Genomic DNA, 18,409 nt, shown 5'->3' with positions numbered 1-18,409 from the left:
CGGGGCGGCCCCCTCGCCCTGTCTTTGGCCCACGGCGCACGGTTCGTTGGCTCTGCGCGCACGGAAAACCGGATGAGAGGTGTCAGGGGCGAACCGTAAGGTCGGGCCTGATGCCCGAGAAATCTGTGAACCCAGCGAAACCCCCGAAGGCGCGCGACCGGTCGGCGGTGCGCGTGCTGCTGCGGCTGTGGCCGTACGTGCGGCCGGTGCGGGGGAGGTGGCTCGCGGCGGCGGTCGTGGCGATCATCGCCTCCTGTCTGTCCCTGGTGATCCCGCTGGTGCTGAAGTGGATGGTGGACGGGCCGGTCGCGGACCGCGACCCGGGCGGCGTGTGGCGCGGGGCGCTGTACCTGCTGCTCCTCGGGATCGCCGAGGCCCTCCTGTTCGGCTTCCGGCGGTGGCTGGTCGCGCGGCCGCTGTCGGCGGTGGAGGCCGGGATGCGGGCCGATCTGTACGCCAGGCTCCAGCGGCTCCCGATCGCCTTCCACGACCGGTGGGCCTCGGGCCAGCTGCTGTCGCGCGGCACGACCGACCTGATGCTGGTCCGGATGTTCCTCGCCTTCCCGCTGACCTTCCTGCTGGTCAACGGCGTGACGATCCTCGCCGGTTACGTGCTCCTCATCGCCCAGGACTGGTCGCTCGGCCTCGTGCTCCTGACCCCCGTCCTGCCGCTGGTGATCCTCTGCTCCCTCTTCGAAGGGCGGTACGGGGTGGTGGCCCGCCGGGCACAGGACCAGGTCGGCGACCTGACCACGGTCGTCGAGGAGAGCGTCCTCGGCATCCGGATCGTCAAGGGCTTCGGCCGCCACCGCAGCCAGGCCGAGGCCTTCCGCACGCTCTCCGAGGGGCTGCGGGGCACCGAACTGGCGAAGGCGCGGCTGCTCGCCATGATCTGGGCGGTCATCACCGTCGTCCCCGAACTCGCCATCGGGGCCACCCTCGTCCTCGGCACCGTGCAGGTCGCCGACGGCGACCTGTCGGCGGGCACGCTCGTGGCGTTCCTCTCGACGGCGCTCGCGCTGCGCTGGCCCGTGGAGTCGATCGGCTTCCTCCTCGCGATGAGCCAGGAGGCGGCGACCGCCACCGAGCGGTACTTCGAGGTGATGGACGCGGAGGAGGAGCCGGACACGGCGCCGGCGAAGCCCGCCGCCGGGGACGGCGGGGCCGAGGGCGGCGTGCGGTTCGAGGGCGTGACCTTCCGGTACCCCGACGCGCCCGAGGACACCCCGCCCGTCCTGGACGGCATCGACCTCCACATCCGCCCGGGCGAGACCCTCGCCCTGGTCGGCGGCACCGGCTGCGGCAAGACGACGCTCACCGCGCTCGTCCCCCGCCTGCACGAGACCACCGAGGGGCGCATCCTGCTCGACGGCGAGGACATCGCCCTGATGGACCGGGCGCGGCTGCGGTCCCTGGTGTCGATGGCCTTCGAGGAACCCACCCTCTTCTCCGCGAGCGTCGGCGAGAACGTCCTGATGGGCGCCGGGGAGAACGCCGGCGCACCGGAGCTCGAACGGGCCCTGGGCGTGGCGCAGGCCGACGGTTTCGTCGGCCGGCTGCCCGAGGGCGCCGCCACCCAGGTCGGCGAGCAGGGCCTGAGCCTCTCGGGCGGCCAGCGGCAGCGGCTCGCGCTGGCGCGGGCGGTCGTCGGCCGCCCCCGGTTCCTGGTCCTCGACGACCCGCTGTCGGCGCTCGACGTGCACACCGAGGCCCGGGTGGAGGCCGCCCTGCGGGAGGTCCTGCGCGACACGACGGCCCTGGTCGTCGCGCACCGCCCGTCGACGGTGATGCTCGCCGACCGGGTCGCGCTGCTGTCGAGGGGGCGGATCGCGGCGGTCGGCACCCATCAGGAACTGCTGCGGAGCAGCGAGGAGTACGCCTGGCTGATGTCCGGCGAGACGCGGGAGAAGCGATGACGGACACGAAGCCGGAAACGACGCCGGGAACGACGCCTGAGAACGGTCCCGCGGCGGCGGGCACCCCCGCGTCCGACCCCTTCGACCAGGACGACCTGCCCTCCCCGCACGGGGCGACGCTCGCGCTGCTGCGTTCGCTGCTCGCCGCGCACCGGGCGCGGGTGACGGTCGCCGCGCTCGTCCTCCTCGTCAGGGAGGCCGCCGTGCAGGCGGGCCCGCTGATCGTCGCGTACGCCATCGACCGGGGCGTGCCGGCCTTCCGGGCCGGCGACCACGGCCCGGTCGTGGCGGTGGCGCTGGGCTATCTGCTGTGCGCGGCGCTCTCCGGGCTCCTCCAGTACGTCTTCGTCCGCGAGGCCGCCCGCGTCAACCAGGACGTGCTGCTCGACCTGCGGGGCCGCATCTTCCGCCACGCCCAGGTGCTGAGCGTCGACTTCCACGAGCGCTACACCTCGGGGCGGCTGATCTCCCGGGCCACCACCGACGTCGAGTCCCTGCGCGAGCTGCTCTCCGAGGGCCTCCAGGAACTCATCGGGGTCGTCCTCTCCTTCGTCTCGATCTCCCTGGTGCTGCTCTGGCTCGACCTGGGCATCGGGGCGGTCGCCGTCGCCTCCTTCGCGCCGCTGTACCTGCTGATCCGCAGCTACCGCAGGCGCGTCGGCGAGGTGTACACCGATCGCTCCACGGCCATCGCGGGCGTGATCGTGAAGTTCGCGGAGACGATGAACGGCATCCGGCCGGTGCGGGCGTTCCGCCGCGAGCGGGCCAACGACGCCGAGTTCGCCGTCCTCAACCACCGCCACGAGCGCAGCAACGGCGACGCGCTCCTCGAAATGGCCCGTTACGTCGTCGGCTCCCGCCTGGTCGCGAACACGGCGGTGGCCGGCATGTGCCTGTGGGGCGCCTACCGCGTCGCGGGCGGCACGCTCGAACTGGGCGTCCTGGCCGCCGCCGTGCTCTACATGCGGCGCCTGTACGACCCCATCGACCGGCTCGGCATGTTCCTCAACTCCTACGAGTCGGCCGCCGCCTCCCTCGCGAAGATCGCCGGCCTCCTCGCCCAGGAACCGGGCGTGCCCGAGACGACCGCCCCCGAGCCCCTCCCCCGGCGCGCCGGGACCCCGGGCCGGGAAGTGGTCTTCGAGGGCGTCCGTTTCGCGTACCGGACGGGCGGCGAGGTCCTGCCCCGCTTCGACCTGACCATCCCCGCCGGCCAGACGGTGGCCGTCGTGGGCGCCACCGGCGCGGGCAAGTCGACCCTCGCCAAGCTCCTTGCCCGCTTCTACGACCCCACCGAGGGCCGGGTCCTGCTCGACGGCGTCGACCTGCGCGACCTCACCACACCGGACCTGCGGCGCGGGGTCGTGATGGTCACCCAGGAGGCCTTCCTCTTCTCGGGGACGGTCGCCGAGAACATCGCGATCGGCCGCCCGGACGCGACCCGCGACGAGATCGAGACGGCCGCGAAGGCCATCGGGGCGCACGACTTCATCGTGAGCCTCCCGGACGGCTACGACACGGACGTCCGCAAGCGCGGCGGCCGCATCTCGGCGGGCCAGCGCCAGTTGGTCGCCTTCGCCCGCGCCCTGCTCGCCGACCCGGCCGTCCTCATCCTCGACGAGGCCACCAGCTCCCTGGACGTGCCGGGCGAGCGTGCGGTGCAGCTGGCCATGGACACGGTCCTCGCCGGCCGCACCGCCGTCGTCATCGCCCACCGGCTCTCCACCGTCGAGGTGGCCGACCGGGTCCTGGTCATGGACTCCGGCCGCGTCGTCGAGGACGGCCCGCCCGCGAGCCTGGTCGCCGGCGACGGCCACTACGCCGGACTCCACCAGGCCTGGCGGGACAGCCTGGTGGGCTGACGGGCGGGCTCCCCCGCCCGTCTTACGGACCCCCCCGGCATACGGCCCGGCCGTCCTAAGGCCCCGCCCGGCATACGGCCCCGCCCGGCATACGGCCCCGCCCGTCTTACGGCCCCGCTCGCCTCACGCCCGCCCGCGCAGTGCCCGGAGCGCCACGGCCGCCGCGAGGAGCATCAGCAGGGCGGCGCCGAGGGCGGCCCCCGCCATGGCGTCGACGAAGGCGGTGCGGGCGGTGTCGAGGACGGCGGGGGAAGCGGTGAGGGCGCCGCCGAGGGTCTCGCGGGCCGCGGCGGGCGCGGAGTCGGGCATCGCGGCGGTGTAGACGGCCGCGCCCACCGAGCCGAGGATCGCCATGCCGAGCGCGCCGCCGAGTTCCTGGCCCGCTTCGAGGACGGCCGCGGCGGATCCGGCGCGCTCGGGCGGCGCGGCGCCGAGGGCGAGTTCGTTGGCGAGGGTCATGGCGGAGACGAGCCCGGCGGCGTACACGGCACCGGCGACGAGGATCACCCAGAACGGGGTGGCGCGGTCGGTCGTGGCGAGCCAGGCGAAGCCGGCGGCGGAGACGAGGAAGCCGCCGCCCATCACGTACGCCCGGTCGGTCCGTCCGGCGAGCAGTGCGGCGACGGGAGCGGCGACCATGACGCCACCGGTGGGGACCAGGCTCCACAGCGCGGCTTCGAGGGGGCTCTGGCCGAGGACGGACTGGAGGTACTGGGTCAGGAAGACGGCGAAGCCGACGGTGGCGGCCATGGCGAGCAGGTTGACGAGCAGGGAGCCGCCGTAGGCGGGGGTGCGCAGCAGCGTCAGGTCGATCATGGGGTGGGCGAGCCGTCGCTGGCGGTGGACGAAGACGAGCGCGAGGAGCAGCCCGAAGGTCACCCCGAGCGCGGGCAGCGGCGCCCAGCCGTCCTTGGCGAGTTCCTTGATCCCGTGGATGAGGGGCAGCAGGGCGGCGAGCGAGAGTCCCGCGCTGACGAGGTCGAACCGTCCGGTGCCGGCGGCGGGCTTCGACTCGGGGAGCAGCAGGGGCGCGAGGACGAGCAGCAGGAGCATCGCGGGCAGGTTGATCAGGAAGACCGATCCCCACCAGAAGTGTTCGAGGAGCGCGCCGCTGACGACGGGTCCGAGGGAGATGCCGCTCGCCATGACGGTGGTCCACAGGGTGACGGCCTTGGCGCGCTGGGCCGCGTCCTGGAAGAGGGTGCGGATCAGGGCGAGCGTGGACGGCATGAGGCAGGCGCCGGCGACGCCGAGGAGGCCGCGGGCGCCGATGAGGGCGCCGGCGCTGTGGGCGTAGGCGGCGGCGACCGAGGCGACGCCGAAGAGGGCGGCGCCGCCGAGGAGGAGCCTGCGGCGGCCGACGCGGTCGCCGAGGGCGCCCATGGTGACGAGGAGTCCGGCGAGGACGAAGCCGTACATGTCGAGGATCCACAGCTGCTGGGTCGCGCCGGGTCGGAGGTCGGCGGCGATGGAGGGGATCGCGAAGTAGAGGACCGAGACGTCCATGGAGACGAGGAGCAGCGGCAGCATGAGGACGCCGAGGGCGGTCCATTCGCGCCGTCCGGCACGGGCGGGTCCTGTGGTGGTTCCGGGGTGCTCGGTGAGTGTCATGGGGGGACGGAAGCAGCCGGGGGCGTACGGCGCCACCATCGCCCTAGTACACCTCGGATCAGACTCCTGAAATCGCAGGTCAGCGGCCTGTACGACGTCCCTGGCGCACTAGTACACTCACCGCCGTGCCGACCTCGCCGCCCTACCTCGCCATCGCCGCCGAGCTCCGTCGCCGCATCCGGTCGGGCGAGCTGCCGCCGGGCTCCCGGGTGCCGTCGACGCGGGCCGTCACGCGCGAGTGGGGCGTGGCGATGGCCACGGCGACGAAGGCGCTCGCGGTGCTGCGCCGGGAGGGGCTCGTACGGGCCGAGCCGGGGGTGGGCACGGTGGTGCTCGCCCCGGCGGATCCGGGCGCGGAGCCGCTGTCGCGGGAGCGGCTGGTCGCGGCCGCGCTCGCGCTCGCCGACGCGGAGGGCCTGAACTCCCTGACGATGCGTCGGGTGGCGACGGTGCTCGGGGTGTCGACGATGACGCTGTACCGGCATGTGCCGGGCAAGGCGGAGCTGGTGCGGCTGATGTCGGACGCGGCGTGCGGGGAGGTGCCGCTGGGGCCGGTGCCGGCGGAGTGGCGCACGGGTCTGGAGCGGGCGGCGCGGTGGCTGCGCGGGGTGTACGCGCGTCACCGGTGGATGGCGCACGCGATGGCCTCGTTCACGCGGCCGGTCGCGACGCCGAACGCGATGGCGTACACGGAGTGGGTGCTGCGGTCGCTGCGGGGGACGCCGCTGTCGCCGTCGGACAAGCTCCACGCCCATCTGCTGATCTTCGCCTTCGTCCAGGGGCTGTCGATGGCGGACGATCTGGAGGAGCAGGCGCGTCAGGACACGGGGATCTCCGACGGCGAGTGGATGGAACAGAATGAGCCACGGTTCGACGCGATCCAGGCGGCCGGCTCGTACCCGGAGCTGACGTCGGTCACCAGCGCCGGAGGCTTCGGTCTGGACCTGGAGACGCTCTTCGAATTCGGGCTCCGCAGAACGTTGGACGGCATCGCGGCCATGATCGACGAAACGTCCGGTTAACGAACACCGACGTACGGGCAGCGGACGATTTCCGGCCAACTTGTCGATGCGCTCCTGACAGGTCCCCGTCATTCCTGTCACTCTCTCCCCGGTTCTTCGCATCAATGTTCAGCGCTTCACCCGTACGTGCTCCACAGCTCTCCTTGCTCCGCCCGGACGGGCTCACCCAAGTCCGCCGGTACCCCCCTCGCATAAGGAGTCTGCGTGAGATCCACGCCCAGCCGCCGTGCCACCGCGACCGGCGCCCTGATCGCCGCCGCCGCCATGATCGCCGTCGGCGTCCAGACCGGGTCCGCATCGGCCGGCACCTTCGCGGCCGCCCCCCAGGCGCAGTCCATCGGCAAGGTCAACCCGGGCAAGCTCCCGGCCGACCTCACCCCCGCCGAGCGCACCGCGCTCATCAAGGCGGCCGACGCCGACAAGGCCGCCACGGCCAAGTCCCTCGGCCTCGGCGCCCAGGAGAAGCTGGTCGTCCGTGACGTCGTCCAGGACCGCGACGGCACGACCCACACGCGCTACGAGCGCACCTACGCCGGGCTGCCCGTGCTCGGCGGTGACCTCGTCGTCGAGGAGTCGAAGGCCGGCGCCCGGCAGAGCGTCTCCAAGGCCTCCCGCGCGGAGCTGAAGAACGTCGACACCACCGCCACCGTCACCCCGGCCGCCGCCTCGAAGCAGGCCCTGGGCGCCGCGAAGGCGGAGGGATCCGACAAGGCCGAGACCAACCGCGCCCCGCGCAAGGTCGTCTGGATGGCCAAGGGCGCGCCCGTCCTCGCGTACGAGACCGTCGTCGGCGGCCTCCAGCACGACGGCACCCCGAACGAGCTGCACGTCGTCACCGACGCCAAGTCGGGCGCGAAGCTGTACGAGTGGCAGGCCATCGAGACCGGCACCGGCAACACGATGTACAGCGGCCAGGTCACCCTCGGCACCGCGCCCTCGTACACGCTGACCGACACCGGCCGCGGCAACCACAAGACGTACAACCTCAACGGCGGTACGTCCGGCACCGGGACGCTGTTCAGCAACACCACCGACGTGTGGGGCAACGGCAGCCCGTCCAACAAGGAGACGGCCGGCGCCGACGCGCACTACGGTGCCGCGCTCACCTGGGACTACTACAAGAACGTGCACGGCCGCACCGGCATCCGCGGTGACGGCGTCGGCGCGTACTCCCGGGTCCACTACGGCAACGCGTACGTCAACGCGTTCTGGTCGGACTCCTGCTTCTGCATGACGTACGGCGACGGCTCGGGCAACACCAAGCCGCTGACGTCCATCGACGTCGCCGCCCACGAGATGACGCACGGCGTCACCTCCAACACGGCCGGCCTCCAGTACAGCGGCGAGTCCGGCGGCCTCAACGAGGCCACCTCGGACATCTTCGCGGCGGCCGTCGAGTTCTACGCCAACAACGCCAACGACCCGGGCGACTACCTCGTCGGCGAGAAGATCGACATCCGCGGCAACGGCACCCCGCTGCGCTACATGGACAAGCCGAGCAAGGACGGCTCGTCCAAGGACGCCTGGTACTCGGGCATCGGCGGCATCGACGTCCACTACTCCTCGGGCCCGGCGAACCACTTCTTCTACCTGCTCTCCGAGGGCAGCGGCGCCAAGGTCGTCAACGGCGTGAGCTACGACTCGCCGACCTCCGACGGCCTGCCCGTCACCGGCATCGGCCGCGCCAAGGCCGAGCTGATCTGGTTCAAGGCGCTCACCACCAAGTGGGGCACCACCACCGACTACGCCGGTGCCCGCGCCGGCACGGTCGAGGTCGCCAAGACCCTCTACGGCACCACCAGCCCCGAGGTCGCGGCCGTCGAGGACGCCTGGGCCGCCATCAACGTCGGTCCCCGCTCGGGCGGCGGCAACCCGCCCACCGGCAAGGTCTTCGAGAACTCCGCGGACGTGACCATCCCGGACTCCCCCGGCGCCGCGGTCACCTCGACCGTGAACGTCACCGGCATCACCGGCAACGCCCCGAGCAACCTCGCCGTCGGCGTGGACATCATCCACACCTACCGCGGTGACCTCGTCGTCGACCTCATCGCCCCCGACGGCTCGGTCTACAGCCTCTCCAACCGCTCCGGCGGCAGCGCCGACAACATCCAGCAGACCTTCACCGTCAACGCCTCCTCCGAGGTCGCCAACGGTGCCTGGAAGCTCCGCGTCCAGGACAAGGCCTCCATCGACACCGGCTACATCAACAACTTCAAGCTCACCTTCCCGTAACCCCGGGAAACACAGCGACGGGCGCCCGAAGGGATCTCTCCCTCCGGGCGCCCGCCCTTTTTCATGCCCGCTGCCAAAGCCGCCGGTCGATCCCGTCGGGTCACCCGGGCTGTCGAGTAGGAAACAGGCCGGACCGACTTCTCCGCCAAGGTGCCATTTCTGCGGTTTTCCCTTCCTGAAAACCTTTGACTCCCCATTCGTCCGCAACGGGAAAAAGCCCTGATGGGAGGCCTGTTAGCCTGCGTCAGATTCCATAGAACCTTTCTTGGGGGGAAGCAGTGAGACGCGACCGCAGGCATGGCCTGCATGTACTCATGGCCGCAGCGATATTGGGCGGGATGCTGCCCGGCGCCGCGGCTTCCGCGAGCCCGGACGACAGACCGCGACTGCCCGATCTGAAGCAGCCAAATGCCGTCGCTGTGACCGGAGTCGCGACGGGGGGCGTCAGACGACCGGACGCCGCTGCCGCCCATTCCTGGCGGAAGAATCCCCCGAAGGCGACCTGGCCGGCACAGGGCAGCGCCGAGGTGTCTCTGTCGGCGGGAGGGCGGGCGGGAAATCTGCCCGTCTCCATAGCGCAGGCTCCCTCCGCGGGTCGCGCCTCGACGCAGGCCAGGGTGAAGGTCGCGCTCGCCGACCGCAACGCGGCCCGCAAGGCGGGTGTCGACGGCGTGATGCTGACCGTCGCCCCCAGCGAGGCGGGCAGCAAGGCGAATCCGGCCCGGGTCTCGGTGGACTACGCGGCCTTCCGGGGTGCCTACGGCGGTGACTGGGCCTCCCGCCTCCGCCTGGTCGAACTCCCGGCCTGCGCGCTGACCACACCCGAGGCCGCGAAGTGCCGCGTCCAGAAGCCGCTCGCCACGGAGAACGACGTCCGCGCGGGCAGGCTTACCGCGGACAGCACCGTGCCGATGTCGGGCGCCATGGTCCTGGCCGCGACGGCGGATGCCGGAGGGCCCACCGGCGACTACAAGGCGACGTCCCTGCAGGCGTCGGGCTCATGGAGCGGCGGAGGTTCGACGGGTGCCTTCACCTGGTCGCAGCCGATCGAGGTTCCCGAGGCTCCGGGGGGCGGAAAGCCCGAGATCACGCTGAACTACAACTCTCAGGCGGTGGACGGGCTCACGGCCGCGGCGAACACCCAGGCGTCGTGGATCGGTGACGGCTGGAACTGGGAGCCGGGGTTCATCGAGCGCAAGTACAAGGGCTGCAACGATGACAAGACCGGCGGCACCAACACCGTGGACGTCGGCGACCTGTGCTGGTACACCGACAACGCGACGCTGAACCTCGGTGGCAAGAACACCGAGCTCGTCTACGAGTCGGGCAAGGGCTGGCATCCGGCTTCCGACTCGGGCGAGAAGGTCGAGAAGTTGACCGGTGCCGCCAACGGCGACGACAACGGTGAGCACTGGAAGATCACCACGATCGACGGCACCCAGTACTTCTTCGGTCTGAACCGGCTGCCCGGCTGGAGCGACCACGGCACGGCCGCCGACGACCCGGTCACCAACTCCGCCTGGACCGTGCCCGTCTTCGGCAACCAGTCGGGCGAGCCCTGCCACGACGCGAGCTTCGGCAGCGCCTGGTGCCAGCAGGCCTGGCGCTGGCAGCTCGACTACGTGGTCGCGCCCGGTGATGACGCCATGGCCTATTACTGGGGCGTCGAGAAGAACAACTACGCCCGCAACGCCGACCGGACGACGGGCAAGGGCACGGTCACGCCGTACACCCGCGGCGGCTGGCTGGACCGGATCGACTACGGTCTGCGCTCCGACGCCGTCTACACCGGCAAGCCCATGGGCAAGGTGCAGTTCGGCGTCGCCGAGCGGTGTCTGACCACCTGCGGCACCTTCGACGAGACCAACGCCAAGAACTGGCCGGACGTCCCGTACGACCAGTACTGCAAGGACGGGTCGACCGAGTGCAAGAACCAGTTCTCCCCCACGTTCTGGACCCGAAAGCGGCTGACCTCCATCACCACCAAGCTGCTCACCGGCGGTGCGTACAAGGACGTCGACACCTGGACCCTGACCCAGGACTTCCCCGCCTCCGGTGATGGCATCTCCACCCCGATGTGGCTCAAGTCCATCCAGCGCACCGGCAAGGTGGGCGGCACCGCCACCCTCCCGCCCGTCACCTTCGCCGGCGAGCAGTTGGCCAACCGCGTGGACAAGACCGGTGACGGGCTGGCTCCGTTCATCCGCCTCCGCCTCTACCAGATCACCACGGAGACCGGCGGCACCATCGGTGTCACCTACTCCCAGCCGGATTGCACCGCGTCCACTCTGCCCGCGGCAGACGGAACCAACACGACCCGCTGCTACTCGGTCAAATGGGCGTACGAGGGCGAGACGGCGCAGACCGACTGGTTCAACAGCTATGTCGTGAACACCGTGGTCGAGGGCGACAACCTGGTCGAATCCCCTGACAAGGTCACCTCGTACTCCTACCTGGGCGGCGCCGCCTGGGCCAAGAGCACCGACGAGTTCACCAAGGCCGAGGACCGCACCTATTCCGTCGCGCGAGGCTACGAGCGCGTCCAGGTCCGCACAGGGGCGGCCGACGACCCCCGGACGCTGAGCGAGACCCGCTACTTCCGCGGCATCGACGGCCAGGGCGTCAAGGACTCCGCGGGTGACTCCGTCACCGACCGCGAACAGTTCGCCGGCATGAAGCGGGAGTCCGCCACCTACAACGGCGACGACACGAGCAAGCTCGTCTCCGCCACCTCGTACACCCCGTGGCGCTCCGCCGTGATCGCCACCCGCACCCGCAGCGGCATGCCCGCGCTCGAGGCGTACCGGACCGGCACGGAGCGGGAGATCAGTCGGGCGACCACCGGCACGGGTGTCGCCAGGACCGAGGTCTCGCGAGACTTCGACACGTACGGCCTGGTCACCGCCGAGTCCTCGACCGGCGACACGAGCAGGACCGGCGACGAGAAGTGCGTGACGACCAGCTACGCGCGGAACCTGACCACCTGGTCGCTGAACAAGCCCTCGCGGATCGAGACGGTCGCCGTTCCCTGCGGAAGTGCCGTCACCCGTCCGGCAGACGTCACGGACGACGTCCGTACGTACTACGACAACGGCGCCCTGGGCACTGTCCCGGGCCGGGGCATCGTCACCAGGACCGAGCGCATCAACGGCAAGGGCGACGGATACGACGCCACCGCCACCATCCCCAGCACCTGCGGCGCGGACGCCAAGCAGCTGTGCGTGGACATCCACGGCAGGGCGCTGGCCGCGGCCGACGCGCTCGGCAACCTGACCACCACCGCCTACACGCCGGCGACCGGCGAGGTGCCGACGAGTTCCTCGGTGGCCAACTCGCTCGGACACACCACCACCACGGTCCTGGAGCCGCTGCGCGCCCAGCCGACGCAGGTCACGGACCCCAACAGCAAGGTCGTCACCACGGCCTACGATCCGCTGGGACGCGTGACCAAGGTCTGGCTGGCGACCCGCTCGGCCACGACGTATCCGGACTCGCCGAACTACGTCTTCGCGTACCTGGTCCGCAACGACGGCCCGATCATCACGACCACCAGCACGCTGACGCACGATTCCCAGTACAAGACGGCCTACGCGATCGCCGACGGCATGCTGCGGCCGCGCCAGACCCAGGAGCCCTCGCCCGACCTCTCGGGCCGACTGGTGACGGAGACCTTCTACGACACCCGCGGCCTGGTCTGGCGCTCCTCCGGCAACTTCTACGCCGAGGGCAAGCCCGAGCCGCTTCTGGTGACGGGACAGGAGCTGAAGTACCCCGCTTCGGTCGACACCGAGTACGACGGTGCGGGCCGTGTCGTCGCCAAGATCTCCAAGCGCTTCGGCGACGAGACCCGGCGCACGACCAACGTCTACACCGGCGACACCACGACGGTGATTCCGCCCGCGGGAGGCACGGCCACGGCGTCGGTGACCGACGCTCTCGGTCGCGTCGTGGAGACCAAGCAGTTCACGAACACCGCGCGCACGACGGCGTTGTCCACGAAGTACTCCTTCGACAAGCACGGACGTCTTGCCCAGGTTGTCGACCCGGCGAACGCCGAGTGGACCTATGCGTACGACGTCCGCGGCCGGCAGACCGAGGTCGACGACCCGGACAAGGGCCTGTCGAAGACCTCCTACGACCAGGCCGACCGGGTCACGGACGTCACCGACGCCCGACTGATCACGCTGCACTACGACTACGACGAGCTCGGCCGCAGGACCGCGGTGAAGCGGGGCACCACCACACTGGCCACCTGGCTGTACGACACCGTGTCCAAGGGCCAGGTGTCGAAGTCCACGCGATTCGTCGGCGCCAACGCCTACGAGTCGGCCGTCACGTCGTACAACAGTCTGTACCAGCCGGTGGGGCAGCAGGTCACGATCCCCGCCTCCGAGGGGCTCCTCGCGGGCACCTACAAGTGGATCAACTCCTACAACCTCAACACCGGTCAGGTGATGTGGGTGCAACACCCCGCCGCGGGCGGGCTGGCGCAGGAGAAGGTCGCCAACACCTACACCGCGGGCGCCGGGCTGCTCAACACCGTCGGCGCTGCTGCGGACCCGATCATCTCGGCGAACACCTACGACCACTACGGCCGCAACATCCGCCAGGAGTTCGGCGCCTTCGCCCAGCATCTCTGGGTGAGCAGCGAGTACGACGAGCACACCAGCGCCCTGACCCGCTCGTACACCGACCGCGAGGTCGCACCGCAGCGGATCGAGGACACCCGGTACGGCTACGACCTGGCCGGCAACATCACCTCGCTGGCCACGGCCTACGGTCAGGACGCCGGGCGCACCACGGACACCCAGTGCTTCACGCTCGACGCGCTGCGCCGGATCACCGAAGCCTGGACCAACACCGGTACGGCGTGCGCCTCCGCGCCCGCCGACTCCGTGGTCGGCGGCCAGGACGCGTACTGGACCTCGTACACGTACGACGCGGTCGGCAACCGCACGACCGAGACGAAGCACAAGACCGCCTCCGGTCCGACCGCCGACACGCTGCGCACGTACGCGGCCCCGAACGCCGGACGTCATGACCTGCCCAAGGTCACCCAGACCGGGACCGCCCCGCACGAGGAGTCCTTCACCTACGACGCCGCGGGCAACACCAGGACCCGCACCATTGGCGGCGCGACCCCGCAGACGCTCGCCTGGGACGACGAGGGACACCTCAAGTCGGTCACCCAGGGTACGAATGTCAGCTCGTACGTGTACGACACCGGGGGCCAGCGTCTGATCCGCCGGGACTCGACGGGCACCACCCTGACCCTGCCGGGCGGGACCGAGCTCAAGCTCGACAAGGCCGGCACCACGGTCACCGGCACCCGGTACTACTCGGTGGCGGGCAAGCCCGTCGCCATGCGCACGGGCGGGAAGCTCACCTTCCTGTTCTCCGACCACCACGGCACCGGCACGACGCAGGTCTCCGCCGACGCCGCGCAGGTGGTCACGCGCCGCAAGACGTCCATCTTCGGCGAGCAGCGCGGCGCGCAGCCCTCGGGCTGGGCCGGCGACAAGGGCTTCGTCGGCGGGACCAGGGACGTCGACAGCGGGCTGACCCACATCGGCGCCCGTGAGTACGACCCGGCCCTGGGCCGGTTCGTCTCCGTCGACCCGATCCGTGACCTCACCGACGCGCAGCAGCTGCACGGCTACACGTACAGCAGCAACAACCCGGTGACGCGAAGCGACCCGACGGGGCAGTACGACCCGGACGAGCGCGCGTTCTGCAACGGCAATCCGGACAGCTGTACCGGTGGCCGTTACGACCGCAAGAAGGCGGAGCAGGACACCGGCGCGAAGAAGCGCAGCAAGCCGAACTACTACACCACCGAGTACAAGGCGGTCGACGACTCGTACCTGTTGAGCAGGTTGAACTCGAAGCGGGCCGCCGAGCTCCGCAAGAAGCGGTTCCAGGACATCTACTACAGGCGGGACGGCTACTACGGCGACGTGGTCCAGCTGCTCGACACCGCGACCAGCCTGTGTTGGGACACCCGCGCCGCCTGCCGGCGGGCGAAGAGGTTCGACATGGACGTCATGGAGGACAGGCTCGAAGCGGCCCTGGAGAAGATCGACGAGTCGGTGGGCCATCCCAACGAGGACACCGAGTTCGCCTGGGACGACGACGACTTCCACGTCGCCATGCGGATCGCGATGGACATGCACGATGTCCACTCGATCGTCGCCCGCCGGGAGAACGAACCGGCTCCCGGGGCCGCCGGAGACAAGCAGTTCGACGGATGGGTGGACGGTGTCAGGTCGGAGTTCAAGCGGATCAAGGGTGACAACCCCGATGCGCTCCAGAACCACCTGACGACCGCCAACCGACAGGGTGCCGACCGGGTGTACGTTGCCGTGGAGGGCATCAGCGAGCGGGACATCACGAACAAGTTGAACGGCTGGGTGAAGAACCCGAGGACGCGTGAGGTCAGACTGACCACGGTGATCTTCCTCGGGGAGAACTACATCAAGGAAGTCGAACTCAAGTAGAAAGGGAGAGGACCAGCACCATGGGCAGCTCGTACGCGTTTCCCCTCCTGGCGACCTCCGATGCCACCGAAGCCCTGGCTGTGGCCCGGCGCCTGCTGCGGCTCGCGGAGAACCGGCATCTGACCACGGTCGACGGGCAGGCCCGTGCCGCCGACGAGGCCACACTGCGGCGGCTCGCGGCCGTGGTGCCCGAGGGCTCCGACTACCTGGCGGAGGAACCGCCGCTGACGCTGGAGGTACCCGAGGACATCGCCGAGGGGACCTTCGAGGAGGCGTTCGTGGAGGCGCTGGGCGATGCTCCGGGTTGGCTCCGGTGGGACGTGGGCGCCTGGCCGGCCGGGCCCTTCGGCTTCCGTGACACGGAGTACAGCGGGGTGCAGATCGCGTTCAACTCGCGGGATCTGTACTTCGCGCCGCCTCCGCCGGGCGGCGAGTCGCACATGCTCTCCGTCTGCGTGGGCATGAGGGACCTGGCGCGCGCGCGGTGGATCGCGGAACAGACCGGACTGGAGGTTCTGGGCGAGCCCGTGCAGTCGCTCTGACCGGACCCCCTGCGAGACGGCGGTCCCCAAGACCCGATGGTGGTCTTGGGGACCGCCGTCGTCGTACGGAAGGGTCAAGGACCTCGCGCCCTCGCGCCCTCACGGTCACGGCCGACCCCGACAGCGGCACCTCGGCCGGCAGGCCGAGGTGCCGGGGTGGGCTACCTCAGGAGGACGCCCGCGCCCTCGGTCGTCGTCTCCTCAGGGAGGGCGGCGAGGCCCGGTTCGGAGGGGTGGGCGAGGAGGGGGTGGGCGGGGAGGACGCGGACGGTGCAGCCGAAGGAGCCGGTGCGGTCGAGTTCGAGGGTGCCGGAGTAGGGCAGGCGGCCTTCGAGGTCGGGGCCGCCGGCGGGCTTGAGGGTGGCGGTACGGGTGGCGGTGAGGGTGTCGTCGGCGTCGACGCGGCCGGTGACGGCCTGGACTTCGACGTCGTCGGGCGTGAGGGCGCCGAGGGCGACGCGGACCCGGACGACCGGGGTGGCGCCGAGTTCGGCGTCGGCGAGGTCGTCGGAGAGGCCGTCGCCGACCTCGACGTGCTCGACGGCGACCTTGGGCCAGGCCTCGCGGACCCTGGCCTTCCAGGCGGCGAGGTCGCGGGCCCGGTCCGGGGTGAGGGCGCGGCGGGCGCCGGCGGCGGGCACGTAGAGGCGCTCGACGTACTCGCGGACCATCCGGTCGGCGAGGACCTTGGGGCCGAGGTCGGTGAGGGTGCGGCGGACCATGGCCGTCCAGCCGGCCGGGACGCCGTCGGGGCCCCGGTCGTAGAAGCGGGTGGCGACGCGGCGCTCGATCAGCTCGTAGAGCGCGGCGGCCTCCAGGTCGTCGCGGCGGTCCTCGTCCGCGGCGGCCGCGCCGTCGGCGGTGGGGATGGCCCAGCCGAAGTCGGGCTCGAACCATTCGTCCCACCAGCCGTCGAGGACGGACAGGTTGAGGCAGCCGTTCAGGGCGGCCTTCATGCCGCTCGTGCCGCAGGCCTCCAGCGGGCGGAGGGGGTTGTTGAGCCAGACGTCGCAGCCGGGGTAGAGGCCGCGGGCCATCTCCATGCCGTAGTCGGGCAGGAAGACGATCCGGTGCCGGACCCGGGGGTCGTCGGCGAACCGGACCAGCTCCTGGACCAGCCGCTTCCCGCCGTCGTCGGCGGGGTGCGCCTTGCCCGCGACGACCAGCTGCACCGGGCGCTCGGGGTGCAGGAGCAGCGCCCGGAGCCGGTCCTTGTCCCGCAGCATGAGCGTGAGCCGCTTGTACGAGGGGACCCGGCGGGCGAAGCCGATGGTGAGGACGTCCGGGTCGAGGACCGAGTCGGTCCAGCCGAGTTCGGCGGCGGCCGCGCCGCGCTGCCGCCAGGAGGCCCGCAGCCGCTCCCGCACATCGGTCACGAGCCGTTCGCGGAGGGTGCGGCGCAGCTCCCAGAGTTCGCGGTCGGACGGGTCGGGGCCGAGGCCGCCGACCTCGGGGGCGACCCAGGTGGGGGCGTGGACGCCGTTGGTGATGGAGGTGATCGGCACCTCGTCGGCGTCGAAGCCCGGCCAGAGTCCGGCGAACATGTCGCGGCTCACGGCCCCGTGGAGGGTGGAGACGCCGTTGGCGCGCTGGGCGAGCCGCAGGCCCATCGCCGCCATGTTGAAGACGCCGGGGTCGCCGCCGAGCGGGGTCTCGTCGCCGAGGGCGAGGACGCGCGCGGTGTCGACGCCCGCGAGCGCGCCGTCCTCGCCGAGGTGGCGGGCGACGAGGCCGCGGTCGAAGCGGTCGATGCCGGCCGGGACGGGGGTGTGGGTGGTGAAGACGGTCCCGGCCCTGACCGTCTCCAGGGCGCTGTCGAAGTCGAGCCCCTCGCCCTGGAGTTCGCGGATGCGTTCGAGGCCGAGGAAGCCGGCGTGGCCCTCGTTGGTGTGGAAGACCTCGGGCACGGGGTGGCCGGTGAGCCGGGTGTACGTGCGGACGGCGCGGACGCCGCCGATGCCGAGCAGCATCTCCTGGAGCAGCCGGTGCTCGCTGCCGCCGCCGTACAGCCGGTCGGTGACGCTCCGTTCGCCGGGGGCGTTCTCCTCGACGTCCGAGTCGAGCATGAGGAGCGGGACGCGGCCGACCCGGGCGATCCAGAGGTGGGCGTGCAGGCTGCGGCCGCCGGGCAGTGCCAGGGTGATCCGGGCGGGTTCGCCGTCGGCCTCCCTGAGCAGGTGCACCGGCAGCTCGCCGGGGTCGAGGACCGGGTAGTGCTCCTGCTGCCAGCCGTCGCGGCCGAGGGACTGCCGGAAGTAGCCGTGCCGGTAGAGCAGGCCGACGCCGATCAGCGGGACGCCGAGGTCGCTCGCGGCCTTGAGGTGGTCGCCGGCGAGGATGCCGAGCCCGCCGGAGTACTGGGGCAGGGCGGCGGCGACGCCGAACTCGGGCGAGAAGTAGGCGACGGCCGCCGGGGCGTCGTCGCCGGTCCTGCCCTGGTACCAGCGGGGGGCGCGCAGATAGCTGTCGAGGTCCTCGGCCGCCGCACGCAGCCGGTCGAGGAACTCCCGGTCGGCGGCGAGCGCGGCGAGCCGGGGGGCTTCGAGGGCGCCGAGGACCCGGACGGGGTCGGCGCCCGTGAGCCGGTCGGGGGCGAGCGAGTCGAAGAGCGCCCGGGTGGGCGCGTGCCAGGACCAGCGCAGGTTGTGCGCGAGGTCGGCGAGGGGTCGAAGGGTGTCGGGGAGGACGGGACGCACGGTGAATCGACGGATTGCCTTCACGCTGTCC

Annotated in this window: 8 protein-coding genes; 6 read left to right on the top strand and 2 right to left on the bottom strand. The window is 71.4% G+C overall.

Features of this window, described 5'->3' with window-relative positions; genetic code table 11:
• Window positions 1–110: 110 nt before the first annotated feature.
• Together ACZ7G1_RS11520 and ACZ7G1_RS11515 are read left to right on the top strand one after the other, a co-directional pair.
• Window positions 111–1,916: an ABC transporter ATP-binding protein gene (locus tag ACZ7G1_RS11520; RefSeq protein WP_470872200.1), complete on the top strand. Its 1,806-nt coding sequence runs from the start codon at window positions 111–113 to the stop codon at window positions 1,914–1,916.
• A complete protein-coding gene (locus ACZ7G1_RS11515) occupies window positions 1,913–3,778 on the top strand; it encodes an ABC transporter ATP-binding protein (RefSeq protein ID WP_470872202.1) in 1,866 nt (621 codons plus the stop codon). Before ACZ7G1_RS11520 ends, ACZ7G1_RS11515 begins: the two co-directional genes overlap by 4 nt.
• Window positions 3,779–3,901: 123 nt before the next feature.
• Here ACZ7G1_RS11515 and ACZ7G1_RS11510 read toward each other — a convergent pair whose 3' ends face one another.
• A complete protein-coding gene (locus tag ACZ7G1_RS11510; protein WP_470872204.1) occupies window positions 3,902–5,389 on the bottom strand; it encodes an MFS transporter in 1,488 nt (495 codons plus the stop codon).
• 125 nt (window positions 5,390–5,514) lie between these two features.
• Between ACZ7G1_RS11510 and ACZ7G1_RS11505 the strand changes: the two genes are divergently transcribed.
• The 4 genes from ACZ7G1_RS11505 (at window position 5,515) to ACZ7G1_RS11490 (ending at window position 15,682) form a co-directional block, all read left to right on the top strand.
• Window positions 5,515–6,411 (top strand): TetR/AcrR family transcriptional regulator C-terminal domain-containing protein, encoded by an 897-nt coding sequence (locus tag ACZ7G1_RS11505; RefSeq protein ID WP_470872206.1) that lies wholly within the window; start codon window positions 5,515–5,517, stop codon window positions 6,409–6,411.
• A gap of 204 nt (window positions 6,412–6,615) precedes the next feature.
• Window positions 6,616–8,643, top strand: coding sequence for a M4 family metallopeptidase (locus tag ACZ7G1_RS11500; RefSeq protein WP_470872208.1), 2,028 nt, complete (start codon window positions 6,616–6,618; stop codon window positions 8,641–8,643).
• A gap of 617 nt (window positions 8,644–9,260) precedes the next feature.
• Window positions 9,261–15,140: an RHS repeat domain-containing protein gene (locus ACZ7G1_RS11495; RefSeq protein ID WP_470872210.1), complete on the top strand. Its 5,880-nt coding sequence runs from the start codon at window positions 9,261–9,263 to the stop codon at window positions 15,138–15,140.
• Window positions 15,141–15,160: 20 nt separating this feature from the next.
• Window positions 15,161–15,682 carry a hypothetical protein gene (locus ACZ7G1_RS11490; protein ID WP_470872212.1) on the top strand — a complete coding sequence of 174 codons (522 nt, stop codon included), beginning with the start codon at window positions 15,161–15,163 and terminating at the stop codon, window positions 15,680–15,682.
• A gap of 161 nt (window positions 15,683–15,843) precedes the next feature.
• Here ACZ7G1_RS11490 and glgP read toward each other — a convergent pair whose 3' ends face one another.
• Entirely contained in the window at window positions 15,844–18,402 is a 2,559-nt protein-coding gene (gene glgP / locus ACZ7G1_RS11485) for an alpha-glucan family phosphorylase (protein WP_470872213.1), read from the bottom strand.
• Window positions 18,403–18,409: the final 7 nt, after the last annotated feature.

The organism is Streptomyces sp. NPDC037273, assembly GCF_055603625.1.
The sequence above is the reverse complement of the archived record's forward strand: the minus strand, read 5'-3'. Positions and strand labels throughout refer to the sequence as shown.